At 66.8% G+C, this 11,919-nt stretch carries 11 protein-coding genes; 6 read left to right on the top strand and 5 right to left on the bottom strand.

Annotated elements, in window-relative coordinates:
• The first annotated feature begins 139 nt into the window (after positions 1-139).
• The 4 genes from IEV93_RS00485 (at position 140) to purB (ending at position 4,698) form a co-directional block, all read left to right on the top strand.
• Positions 140-1,309, top strand: coding sequence for a pyridoxal phosphate-dependent aminotransferase (locus tag IEV93_RS00485; protein WP_188485901.1), 1,170 nt, complete (start codon positions 140-142; stop codon positions 1,307-1,309).
• 96 nt (positions 1,310-1,405) lie between these two features.
• Complete coding sequence (locus tag IEV93_RS00480; RefSeq protein ID WP_188485899.1) at positions 1,406-2,002, top strand: TetR/AcrR family transcriptional regulator; 597 nt, start codon at positions 1,406-1,408, stop codon at positions 2,000-2,002.
• Positions 2,003-2,081: 79 nt separating this feature from the next.
• On the top strand, positions 2,082-3,149 hold the full coding sequence (locus tag IEV93_RS00475; RefSeq protein WP_371873771.1) for a glycerophosphodiester phosphodiesterase family protein: 1,068 nt from the start codon (positions 2,082-2,084) through the stop codon (positions 3,147-3,149).
• A 118-nt stretch (positions 3,150-3,267) separates the two neighbouring features.
• A complete protein-coding gene (gene purB / locus IEV93_RS00470; protein WP_371873770.1) occupies positions 3,268-4,698 on the top strand; it encodes an adenylosuccinate lyase in 1,431 nt (476 codons plus the stop codon).
• A gap of 35 nt (positions 4,699-4,733) precedes the next feature.
• Here the strand turns inward: purB and IEV93_RS00465 are convergent, their stop codons facing one another.
• Complete coding sequence (locus tag IEV93_RS00465) at positions 4,734-5,264, bottom strand: mycothiol transferase (protein WP_188485894.1); 531 nt, start codon at positions 5,262-5,264, stop codon at positions 4,734-4,736.
• Entirely contained in the window at positions 5,261-5,593 is a 333-nt protein-coding gene (locus tag IEV93_RS00460; protein WP_188485892.1) for an Rdx family protein, read from the bottom strand. Before IEV93_RS00460 ends, IEV93_RS00465 begins: the two co-directional genes overlap by 4 nt.
• A 37-nt stretch (positions 5,594-5,630) precedes the next feature.
• Between IEV93_RS00460 and IEV93_RS00455 the strand changes: the two genes are divergently transcribed.
• Both IEV93_RS00455 and IEV93_RS00450 read left to right on the top strand, forming a co-directional pair.
• Positions 5,631-6,524, top strand: a complete 894-nt coding sequence (locus IEV93_RS00455) for a phosphoribosylaminoimidazolesuccinocarboxamide synthase (RefSeq protein ID WP_188485890.1) — start codon at positions 5,631-5,633, stop codon at positions 6,522-6,524.
• Positions 6,521-8,629: a S9 family peptidase gene (locus IEV93_RS00450; RefSeq protein ID WP_229704779.1), complete on the top strand. Its 2,109-nt coding sequence runs from the start codon at positions 6,521-6,523 to the stop codon at positions 8,627-8,629. Before IEV93_RS00455 ends, IEV93_RS00450 begins: the two co-directional genes overlap by 4 nt.
• 94 nt (positions 8,630-8,723) lie before the next feature.
• Here the strand turns inward: IEV93_RS00450 and IEV93_RS00445 are convergent, their stop codons facing one another.
• The 3 genes from IEV93_RS00445 to IEV93_RS00435 form a co-directional block, all read right to left on the bottom strand.
• Positions 8,724-9,614, bottom strand: a complete 891-nt coding sequence (locus IEV93_RS00445) for a type IV toxin-antitoxin system AbiEi family antitoxin (protein WP_188485888.1) — start codon at positions 9,612-9,614, stop codon at positions 8,724-8,726.
• Between the two features lie 213 nt (positions 9,615-9,827).
• Positions 9,828-11,324 carry a DHA2 family efflux MFS transporter permease subunit gene (locus IEV93_RS00440; RefSeq protein WP_188485886.1) on the bottom strand — a complete coding sequence of 499 codons (1,497 nt, stop codon included), beginning with the start codon at positions 11,322-11,324 and terminating at the stop codon, positions 9,828-9,830.
• A complete protein-coding gene (locus tag IEV93_RS00435; protein ID WP_229704777.1) occupies positions 11,321-11,845 on the bottom strand; it encodes a MarR family winged helix-turn-helix transcriptional regulator in 525 nt (174 codons plus the stop codon). The genes IEV93_RS00440 and IEV93_RS00435 overlap by 4 nt, the downstream gene beginning before the upstream one ends.
• Between the last annotated feature and the right edge of the window lie 74 nt (positions 11,846-11,919).

Genomic DNA, 11,919 nt, shown 5'->3' with positions numbered 1-11,919 from the left:
GTCATCGTCGTCCCCCGTGTCCCTGACCCGTCCGCCCCGTGGTCATCGAACACACAGGGTACCGGTGGCGCCGCGGACCGATGAATCGCGACGTGGGCGCCCTTTCCCGCCCCGGATCGACGTCACTTAGGCTCGACGAATGGCGGCAGCGGAGGGATCGCGGCGATCGGACGTGGCGATGTTCCACGTCATGGATGTGCTTGCCGCGAGTGCCGCGCGACGCGCCGCGGGGCTCGAGGTGGTCTCGCTCGCCGCCGGCCAACCGTCGACACCGGCGCCTGCCCCGGTACTGCGTGCGGTGCATGCAGCCCTGGACTCCGACCTGCTCGGCTACACCGAGTCGTTGGGTCTGACGCCGCTGCGTGAGGCCATCGCCGACCTGTACCGACGCCGTTACGGCCTGGCTGTCGACCCGACCGATGTCGTGGTCACCACGGGGTCGTCCGGCGCGTTCACGCTGATCTTCCTCGCCGCGTTCGACGTGGGGGACCGCGTCGCGATGGCGCGCCCGGGTTACCCCGCCTACCGCAACGCGCTGACCGCGCTCGGATGTGAGGTCGTCGAGCTCGACTGCGGTCCGGAGTCGAGGTTCGTCCCGACCCCGGCCATGCTCGACGCTCTCGACGAACCTCCCGCGGGACTCATCGTGGCGAGTCCGGCCAACCCCACCGGGACGATCCTGACGCCGACCGAACTGGCCGACCTCGCCCGCTGGTGCGATGCCCACGGCACACTGCTGATCTCCGACGAGATCTATCACGGCATCGAATACGGCAGCCCGGACCGGGCGACGTCCTGCGCGTGGGCGACCTCGCGCGAGTCGGTGGTGATGGGTTCGGTGTCGAAGTACTTCTCGATGACGGGGTGGCGCCTCGGCTGGATGTTGGTGCCGCGGCGGTACCTCCGGGGCGTCGAGCGGCTGACGGCGAACCTCACGATCTGTCCGCCCGCGGTGTCGCAGATCGCGGCGATCGCGGCCTTCGACGACGAGTCGATCGCCGAGTGCGACGCCCACGTCGCCCGGTACGCCGCCAACCGGGCGGTCCTGCTCGACGGTCTAACGAGTCTGGGCATCGACGACATCGCCCCGCCGGACGGGGCCTTCTACGTCTACGCCGACGTGGGTGCGGTGACCGACGACACCCTGGCGTGGTGCGCGCGGGTGCTGACCGAGACCGGGGTGGCCATGGCTCCGGGCGCGGACTTCGACACCCGTACCGGACACCGCACGGTGCGGATGAGCTTCGCGGGTAGCGCGGCAGACATCGAGCGCGGCATCGAGTTGCTCGCCCCCGTGGTCCGGCGCTGACGGCTGCTCACGACGGCCGGGAGGATTGCGGATCGGTCCACATCAGATTTGCGCAAAACAAGTCTGAGGTCGCGTGTGCTTTGGCACGATGAGTCGATGACGTCGGCAGCCACGCCCAAGGGATTGCGACGGCGGGCGCGACTGATCTCCGCCGCCGGAGAACTCTTGCTGGAGGGTGGGTTTGATGCCGTCCGCCACCGGGCCGTGGCCGAACGTGCCGGGCTGCCCCTGGCGTCGACGACGTATTACTTCGAGTCGCTCGAGGATCTGATCGTCGAGGCGGTCACCTTCGCGTGCCACCACGATGAGGAGGCGATCCGGTTGCGGTCGGAGCTGCTGACGCGTCGTCGTCGTGGCGGTGAGGCGACGGCGGAGGCACTGGCGGACGTCTTCGTCGGCGACTGCACGACGCGCGACGAACTCACGACCCGCTACGAGATGGTCGTGCTCTGTGCTCGCTTCCCGCGACTGCGGCCGGTGTTGGCCAACCGGCGCAAGCTGTTGGCCGGCCTGCACGGCGAGGTGTTGGAGAAGTCCGGGCGCGTCGGGAGTCCCGCGCGGATCGTCCAACTGATGGCGGTCGAGGACGGCGCCGTGGTGGGCGCGCTCGCCGACGCCGAGGACGACGTGATGGCCGTGACGAGGGTGGCACTGTGCGACGTGGTCGACGTCCTCGCACCGGTCAACGCCTGAACCTGCACGCATTAACACTCGATGAACACCCCGGTCTGAGCTGGCCCGTCATGCCACGACACCCATAGTTTGGACTCTCGTGAACTCTTCTCGCCTGCTCCGCAGTGCCGCCCTGCTCACCGCCGCCGCGGCTGCCACCGTCGGTCTCGCCGCCTGCGGCTCGGATTCGTCGCCCGCCGCGTCCGACTCGTCGTCGAGTTCGGCGTCGGGATCGGACCGCGCGTTCGATCTGCAGGCGCACCGTGGCGGACGTGGTGAGCACACCGAGGAGTCGCTGTACGGGTTCGAGCAGGCGCTGAAACTGGGCGTCGACACCCTCGAACTCGACATCGTCCTGACCAAGGACCTGCAGCCGATCATCTGGCACGACCCCACGATCGACCCCACCAAGTGCTCCGACACCGCGGCCGCGACACCGGGCGACCCGCAGTTCCCGTACGTCGGCAAGGTGGTCCACGACCTGACGTACAAGCAGATCGAGACACTGACGTGTGGCAAGAAGCTCGAGGGCTTCCCGGACGCGAAGGTCGTCGAGGGCAACAAGATCGCGCTCCTGCCGCAGTTGTTCGCGCTGGCGGACAAGTACAACGCGAAGGTGCACTACAACATCGAGACCAAGATCGAGGGCGAGAAGCGCAGCGAATCGGCGACGCCGCAGCAGTACGTCGATGTGATGCTCGGTGCGATCAAGGCTGCGGGTAAGACCGATCTCGTCGACATCCAGAGTTTCGACTGGCGCACGCTGCCGCTCGTGAAGGAGGCGAACCCGTCCATCCCGCTGGTGGCTCTGTGGGACGAGACGACCTGGAAGCCGAAGTCGCAGTGGACCGGGTCGGTGGACTACGACGCGGTCGGTGGCGACGTGATCGCCGGTGCCAAGCAACTCGGGGTGCAGGTGCTCTCGCCCGGCTACTCGAACCCCTACGGCCAGACGACCAAGGACGCCGGCTTCCGGCTCATCGCCGACAAGTCGTTCGTCGACCGGGCTCATTCCCAGGGCTTCACCGTCATCCCGTGGACCATCAACGACACCGACGTGATGAACGCGCAGATCGACGCGGGCGCCGACGGGATCATCACCGACTACCCGACGCGGTTGCGTCAGGTGCTCGCCGATCGCAAGATGCCGCTGCCCGCGACCTACTGAGCCGCCAGTTGGGCACGTAAGCCCGCCAGTTGGGCAGATAAACCCGTCAGTTGGGCAGCTACGGACGTCGAGTGGGCAGCTACGGACGTCGAGTGGGCAGCAGGGCAGAATGAGCGTCGTGTCTGACAAACCCCGCATCAGCAATGTCCTGGCCGGCCGCTACGCATCGGCCGATCTCGTGTCGTTGTGGTCGCCCGAGCACAAGATCTCTCTCGAGCGTCAGCTCTGGATCGCCGTGCTCTCGGCGCAGCGGGAACTCGGTGTCGATGTGCCCGACGGTGTCATCGAGGACTATCAGCGCGTCGTCGACCAGATCGACCTGGCGTCGATCGCCGACCGCGAACGGGTCACCCGGCATGACGTGAAGGCGCGCATCGAGGAGTTCAACGACCTCGCCGGCCACGAACACATCCACAAGGGCATGACCAGCCGCGACCTCACCGAGAACGTCGAGCAGCTGCAGATCCTGCGATCGCTGCAGCACGTGCACGCCCACGGTGTCGCCGTCGCGGCCCGTTTGGCCGACCGCGCCGCGGAGTACTCGTCGGTCGTGATGGCCGGCCGCAGCCACAACGTCGCCGCACAGGCCACCACGCTGGGCAAGCGTTTCGCCTCCGCCGCCGACGAACTGCTGGTGTCGCTGACGCGGCTGCGCGAGCTGATCGACCGGTACCCGCTGCGCGGCATCAAGGGACCGATGGGCACCTCGCAGGACATGCTCGACCTGCTCGACGGTGACACCGCGAAACTGGCGCAGCTGGAGTCGAAGGTCGCTGCGCACCTGGGCTTCTCACACTCGCTGACCTCGGTGGGGCAGGTCTATCCCCGCTCGCTCGACCACGACGTGGTCTCGGCGCTGGTCCAGGTCGCCGCCGGACCGTCGTCGCTGGCGCACACGATCCGGCTGATGGCGGGACACGAACTGGTCACCGAGGGCTTCCAACCCGGCCAGGTGGGCAGCTCGGCCATGCCGCACAAGATGAACACCCGCAGCTGCGAGCGCGTCAACGGCCTCGCGGTGATTCTCCGCGGCTACGGCTCCATGGCCGCCGAACTCGCAGGCGCGCAATGGAACGAGGGAGATGTGTTCTGCTCGGTGGTGCGCCGTGTCGCGCTGCCGGATGCGTTCTTCGCCATCGACGGGCTGATGGAGACCTTCCTGACGGTGCTCGCCGAGTTCGGTGCGTACCCGGCGGTGATCGAGAAGGAACTCGCGCGGTACCTGCCCTTCCTCGCCACGACCAAGGTCCTCATCGCCGCCGTGCGCGCGGGTGTCGGACGCGAGACCGCCCACGAGGCGATCAAGGAGAACGCGGTCGCCGTCGCGTTGGCGATGCGTGAGCAGGGTCGCGAGCCCGACCTCATCGATCGTCTCGCCGCCGACGACCGGCTCCCGTTGGACCGGGCCGCGCTCGACGCCGCGCTCGCCGACAAGGCCGCGTTCATCGGGGCCGCGGAGCAGCAGGTGGCCGACGTGGTCGGCGCGGTCGGCGAGCTGGTCGCACGCTATCCCGACGCCGCGTCGTACGAGCCCGCACCGATCCTGTAAGTCCGGGAGTCGACGCCGTCGCGGGGCGGTCGCCGTCAGAAGTTGGCGGCGAGGCCCTTGAGGTAGGCGGCCTGGCCGATGTGCTGCGTCGCGTCGTTGATGACGCTGACCAGGCGCACCGACACGGTCACCGGCGGATCCCAGTTCTCGTCGACGACCCGTTCGAGTTCGGCGAGCGTCAGCGCCTCGAGGTAGCGGACGGTCTGCTCGTGCACGTCGTGGTGGTATCCGGCCAGCAACTCGGCGTCGACGACGACCTTGCCGACGTCCTCGGAGCTCATGCCGTAACCGGTGGCGAAGTCGTCGAACGGGAGATCGAAGCGGTCGCGCCACTTCGGCCACACCTGGTCGACGTCGGCGACACCGGCGACGTGGTCGTCCTGTACGCGCGCCGAGTGCCAGATGAGCCACGCGATGGAGTTGGCCTCGGGCTCGGGGCGGAAGGTCGCGGTCTGGGTGTCGAGGTCGCCGGTCAGCTCACCGACGAGCTCGTCGATGCGGCCGAAGCAGTCGATGAGCAGCTCGCGCGCCGCGACGATCTCACCTGATGTCTCCTGGTCTGTCATGTGTCCTCCGTAGTGCTGGGTGAGTGGTCGACGGTGGGCGTCACAGGTCGGCTCCGGTCCCCGTGCCCGAGGTCTCGGTCCGGATCTGCCACGTCGCGAACCCGTTGTTTGAGGGTGACGATGTCCGGAAACCCGCCGTCGCGTCTGCGGTCCCACACCGAATTGTCGTCGACCTCCACGGTGAAGATCCCGCCGGTACCCGGTATCAGGGTCACGCCGGAGAGATCGGAGCCGAAGGTCGACAGCAGTTCGGTTGCCATCCACGATGCCCGGAGCAGCCAATTGCACTGCGTGCAGTAGGTGATGCGCACGGCGGGGGCATGGTCCACGCTTCAAGCCTGCCACGCCCTGACTAACCTCGGAGCCATGCGTCCTTCACTGGAGTCCTATCAGCACGTGGCGTCGGGAAAGGTGCGCGAGCTCTACGCAGTCGATGACGAGACGTTGTTGATGGTCTCGTCGGACCGCATCTCGGCCTACGACCACATCCTCTCCACGCCCATCCCGGACAAGGGCCGCGTCCTGACCGCGATGACCTTCTTCTGGTTCGACACCCTCGGTGTGCCCAACCATCTGGCCGGGGGGCCCACCGACGAGCGCATCCCGGCCGAGCTCGTCGGGCGGTCGATGGTGGTCCGGCGTCTGCCGATGCTGCCGGTGGAGTGTGTGGCGCGGGGGTATCTGACGGGGTCGGGTCTGTTGGACTACCAGGCGTCCGGAGCGGTCTGCGGGATCGCTCTCCCGGACGGCCTGGGCGAGGCGTCGCGGCTGCCCGAGCCCATCTTCACCCCGGCGTCGAAGGCCGATCTCGGCGACCACGACGAGAACATCGACTACGAGACGGTCGTCGGCAAGGTCGGTGTCGAGGTCGCGGCAGCCGCCCGCAGTGCCACGCTCGAGATCTACTCGCGAGGAACCGAACTGGCGGCAGAGCGTGGGATCATTCTCGCCGACACCAAGTTCGAGTTCGGGACCGCCGCCGATGGATCATTGGTGCTCGCCGACGAGGTGATGACGCCGGACAGCTCCCGTTACTGGGATGCGGAGACCTATCGTCCGGGGGAGGTGCAGCCCAGCTTCGACAAGCAGATCGTGCGGAACTGGTTGACCGGCCCGGATTCGGGATGGGACCGCCGTGCCGACGGCCCGCCACCCCCGTTGCCCGCCGACGTCGCCGAGCGCACGCGGGCGCGTTACATCGAAGCCTATGAACGTATTTCAGGTCTGTCGTTCGCCGACTGGCCGGAGGGAGAGCAGTGACCGACAAGCAGGCCGTGCCCGTCGCCAAGAAGGTGCCCAGCACCCGGGTGCACCATGGCGACGAGGTCGTCGACAACTACGAGTGGCTGCGCGAGAAGGACGACCCGGAGGTCATCTCCTTCCTCGAGGCGCAGAACGCCCTCACCGAGGCCGACACCGCGGAGCTCGCCGACCTACGGGCTGCGATCTACGGTGAGATCAAGTCGCGCACACAGGAAACCGACATGTCGGTGCCGTCGCGGCGCGGGCAGTACTGGTGCTACGCGCGGACGGTGGAGGGCCAGCAGTACGCACTGCGGTGCCGCGCGCCGATCTCCGGCGACGACGACTGGGATCCGCCGACGGTGTCCGGTGACGACCCGCTGCCCGGCGAGCAGGTCCTCCTCGACTCCAACCTCGACGCCGAGGGCACCGACTTCTACAGCCTCGGTGCGTTCTCGGTGACCGACGACGGAACGATGCTGGCCTACAGTGTCGACAAGGTCGGCGACGAGCGATACACGCTGCGTTTCAAGGATCTTCGCAGCGGTGAGCTGCTGACGGAGACGGTGGAGAACACCGCCCCGGGCGCGACCTGGTCGCACGACGGTCGTCACATCTTCTACCTCACCGTCGACGACGCCTGGCGTCCCGACACCGTGTGGCGCCACGATCTCGGCGCCGGCACCGACGACGTGAAGGTGTTCCACGAGCCCGACGAGCGGTTCTGGGTCGGCATCGGCGGGACGCGCAGCGACAAGTACCTGATGATCGGGCTCGGGTCGAAGATCACCTCCGAGGTGCACGTGCTCTCGGCCGACGACCCGACCGGGGAATTCCAGGTGGTCTGGCCACGCCGCGACGGTGTCGAGTACGACGTCGAGCACGCCGTGATCGGTGGCGAGGACCGCTTTCTCATCACCCACAACGAGAATGCCGAGAACTTCGAGCTCCTCGACGCCCCGGTCGACGACCCCACCGCGACGCGGGTCCTGATCCCGCACGACGCGGAATCGCGGCTCGAGGGGGTCGACGCCTTCGCCGATCAGTTGGTGCTCAGCTACCGACGTGCGGCGACCCCGCGGATCGCGATCGCCGACATCCGTGGGGCGAAGAGCTCGTCGGATGTGTCGTTCGAGGAGTTGACCTTCGACGAGCCGCTGTCGTCGGTCGGACTGGCCGGCAACCCCGAGTGGGCGGCGCCGCGACTGCGGATCGGCTACACCAGCTTCATCGAGCCCAGCGAGATCATCGACCTCGACGTCACCTCGGGGGACCGGATCCTGCTCAAACGTCAAGTGGTGCTGGGTGATTACGACCCGGCCGACTACGAGCAGAAGCGCGAGTGGGTCACCGCGGCCGACGGCACGCAGGTCCCGTTGTCGATCGTGAGTCGCAAGGGGGTGTCGCGGCCGGCTCCGACACTGCTCTACGGCTACGGCTCGTACGAGGCGAGCATGGATCCCGGGTTCTCGATCGCGCGGTTGTCGCTGCTCGACCGGGGTGTCGTGTTCGTCATCGCGCACATCCGCGGTGGTGGCGAGATGGGTCGGCACTGGTACGAGAACGGCAAGACCCTCACGAAGAAGAACACCTTCACCGACTTCGTCGATTCGGCACGGCATCTCGTCGATTCCCGGGCGACCACCCCGGCGCAGCTCGTCGGGGAGGGTGGCTCGGCCGGCGGTCTGCTGATCGGGGCGGTCGCGAATCTCGCGCCCGAGCTGTTCAGCGGGATCCTCGCGGTGGTGCCCTTCGTCGACCCGCTCACGTCCATCCTCGACCCGTCGTTGCCGCTCACCGTCATCGAATGGGACGAGTGGGGGAACCCGCTGGAGGACAAAGAGGTCTACGAGTACATGCGGTCGTACTCGCCGTACGAGAACGTCGCCGCACTCGAGTACCCGGCGATCCTCGCGCTCACGTCGCTCAACGACACCCGCGTGATGTACACCGAGGCGGCCAAGTGGGTGGCGCGGTTGCAGGACAACTCGACGTCGGACAACGCGATCCTGCTCAAGACCGAGATGTCCGCCGGGCACGGCGGCGTCAGCGGTCGCTACAAGCAGTGGGAAGAGGTCGCCTTCGAACACGCCTGGGTCCTCCGCCAGACGGGTGCCGTCTGACCCCCCGCCAGTTGGGCACCTAAACCCGCCAGTTGGGCACCTTTGCGCGCTGGTTGGGCACTTACGGCAGCCAGTTGGGCAGTTGTGGTGCGTATCAGTGTCGCCGAGGTTCGCGACAGCCGCGGATGGCCAGCAACTCCTCGATCCTGGAGACGACCGTGTCCGGGTTCGTCGACATCGCCTGACCGGTGACGCGGATGGTGTCCCAGCCGAGTTCGGCGAGCTTGCGATCGCGTTCAGCATTGTCGGCGCGATCGCCGGCCGATGTGTGGTGCTCGACGCCATCGAACTCGATGTCGATCTTGTACCGGCGGTAGCCGAGATCCAGTTTGGCGATGAGGCGGCCGTCTGCACCGAACACCTCTATCTGTGCCTCCGGACGCGGCAGACCACTCTTGATGATCAGGTATCGCAAGGCGCTCTCGCGAGGGGATTCCGATTTGGGCTCGATGTACTGGATCAGGTCGCGGATCTGGCGGATCCCTTTCGTGTGTGGGTGATCGCGGATATACGACCAGAGTTCCGCGAGGTCCAGGTCGGATACATAGGCGAGATCGTCCAGGCGTGCCAGAGCTTTCCAAGCCGGTCCCCGTCGACCTATGTCGTAAGCGGTGCGAACCGGGGTGGTTACAGTCAGGCCGTCGACCACCTGTACGTCTCCTGCTGCGAGGTGGTCGGTTCGCATGATGCGCACACCGTCGAACTGTCGGCCCTGGCCCGTTAGGCCCCGAATCAGTTCGATGTCTGCGTCGTAGTCGGCGAAACGGGCTCCGTGGAGAACCGCGGCACTCATTCCAGCGACGACCGCGCCATCCCCGGCGCGCATCGCTGCCGCCCGGATGAGGTCGTGGTCGGTGAGGGTGAAGTGGGGTGGAGCGTGTACGCCGCGTTGGATTCGACGACAGTCCCTCCGCACGTCTCGCGCCGCGGCGTCAGTACGGATCAAGTTCTCGTCTCCCCAGAAGGGATGCTGGTCGGGCTGCACGATGGATCGGACGTCCCTGACATCACGACGGTTCCATCTGGTTCGGGTCCTGCCCAACTGGCGTGCTTACGTGCCCAACTGGCGTGCTTACGTGCCCAACTGGCGTGCTTACGTGCCCAACTGACGTGCTTACGTGCCCAACTGGCGGAGGTGGAATGCGGAAGGCCCCGCCGGTGTGGTGCTACCAGCGGGGCCTTCCGGTCGAGAATCAGCTCAGTGCATCATGACCGGAGCGGCCTTGACGGGCTCGCCGTCGGCACCGATCTCGGTGTGCACCGACACCTTCTTGCGGGGCAGGAAGAACGCAGGCACCAGGCACAGGACGATCAACACCACGGCGACGACGAACGTGTCACCGAAGGCCCCGGCGAGACCGGACGGCGTCGGGGGCGTCACCGACTTGAGGTTGCTGGCGAGGATCACCGAGATGACCGCGGTACCGACCGAGGCGGCGGTCTGCTGGACGACGTTGACGAGCGTCGAGCCGTCGGCGACCTTGTCGGCCGACAGGGTGGCCAACGCGGCCGACATCATCGGCATCATCGACATGCCCATACCGAGACCCTGCACGAACAGCGCCGCACCCAGGATCCAGTAGGACGTCCCGGCGCCGAGGAACATGAACGCCCCCAGGCCGAAGGCGATCAACACGATGCCGGTCAGGACGAACTTGCCCGGACCGATCTTGTCGGTCATCCGGCCCGCGATGGGCATGGTGATCATCGCGCCGAGACCCTGTGGTGCGACCAGCAATCCGGCCATCAGGGTGGACTCGCCGCGCACGCCGATGAAGTACTGCGGGAACAGCAGCGAGGCGCCGAAGAACGCGATCAGGAACAGGCTGAACGTGACCACGGTCCAGCTCAGCGTGGGGTTCTTGAAGAGTCGCAGGTCGATCAACGGGTTGTTGTTCTTGCCGCGCAGGGCGTGGAACACGAACGCGATGATCAGGGCGGCGCCGATCACCATCGGGATCAGCACCTTGGCTGCGATGAACGTTCCCGCGTCGTTCGACGACGACACGCCGTACAGGAACAGCGCGAGACCCGGCGAGAGCAGCAGCAGTCCGACGAAATCGAACGGCGGCCTGGTCTTCTCGTCGTCGTCCTCGAGGATCCAGGCCGAGTACAGGAAGGCGAGGATGCCGATCGGGACGTTGATCAGGAAGATCCAGTGCCAGGACACGTACTCGATGAGCACGCCGCCCAGGATCGGGCCGGCGATGGGGCCCAACAGCATCGGGACACCGAGGACTGCCATGACCGAACCGACACGCTCGGGTCCGGCAGCGCGCGTCAGGATCATCATGCCGACGGGCATCAGCATGCCGCCGCCAGCGCCCTGCAGCATGCGGAACGCGACGAGCGAGCCGATGTTCCAGGCGAAAGCACAGAGGATGGACCCGATGACGAACAGGACCAGCGAGGTCAGGTAGACCTTCTTGGTGCCGAAACGTGCTGCGGCCCAGCTCGACAGCGGGATGACCGCGGCCAGGGCCAGGGTGTAGCCGGTCGCGGTCCACGCGGCGCTCGCCGCGGACGTGTCGAAGACGTCCTGGAAGGTGTTCTGCGCCACCGCGACCACGGTGGTGTCGAGGATGGACATGATCGCGCCGAGCACGACCACGGCGGCGATCTTCAGAACCCGCGCGTCGAGACCGCCGCTCTCTGCGCCTGCCCCTTCTGCGGAGGCCTTGGTAGGTGAGGTCATCCGTTCACTTTCTGGCTCTTCCGGTGCACGAACACCGGATCGGATTCGGAGAGATAGTCGCCGCTGACTATCGAGTTCAGGACGGAATGCAGTCCGTCACGCAGTTCTTCGGGCAACCGGCCCACGAAGCTGCGGAACTGGTCTTCCTTGTTGTCGAGATGTGCGCTGACCATCGCGTGGCCCTCGTCGGTGAGGGACACCCGCTTGACCCGGCGGTCCTGGCTGTCCTCGCGCCGGTCCACCAGTCCCAGACCCACCAGCTTGTCGACGTTGCGTCCGGCCGCCGCGAGCGACAGGTGCAACGCGTCGCCGAGCTCGTTCAACGACAACGCCCGGCCGCGCCCGGACAGGATCATCAGGGTTCGGAAGTGGGAGAACGAGATCTCGGTGTTCATCATGCTGTCGAGCGCGTCGACCTCGGTCGTGCAGAGCAGACGGTTGAGGAAATCGACGAGCACGTCGAACGTCTGCTCCTCCGACACCGATGCCGAGAGCGCAGGCTGCGGGTGGGTGAGAGTCACCGAAAAAAGGTAACGCACGCGCAACTATCGTCGCCAACGCAATTGTTGTGGGATCGAACACACCTCCCAAAACC

Origin of the sequence: Williamsia phyllosphaerae (assembly GCF_014635305.1) — a bacterium.
GTDB lineage: Bacteria > Actinomycetota > Actinomycetes > Mycobacteriales > Mycobacteriaceae > Williamsia_A > Williamsia_A phyllosphaerae.
This window is presented reverse-complemented; position numbering and strand designations above follow the sequence as displayed.

Excerpts from the sequence above, each read along its gene's own strand:
- IEV93_RS00485 (WP_188485901.1), top strand. The coding sequence starts at position 140 with ATGGCGGCAGCGGAGGGATCGCGGCGATCGGACGTGGCGATGTTCCAC.
- IEV93_RS00440 (WP_188485886.1), bottom strand. The coding sequence starts at position 11,324 with ATGACCTCACCTACCAAGGCCTCCGCAGAAGGGGCAGGCGCAGAGAGC.
- IEV93_RS00455 (WP_188485890.1), top strand. The coding sequence starts at position 5,631 with ATGCGTCCTTCACTGGAGTCCTATCAGCACGTGGCGTCGGGAAAGGTG.
- IEV93_RS00480 (WP_188485899.1), top strand. The coding sequence starts at position 1,406 with ATGACGTCGGCAGCCACGCCCAAGGGATTGCGACGGCGGGCGCGACTG.
- IEV93_RS00465 (WP_188485894.1), bottom strand. The coding sequence starts at position 5,264 with ATGACAGACCAGGAGACATCAGGTGAGATCGTCGCGGCGCGCGAGCTG.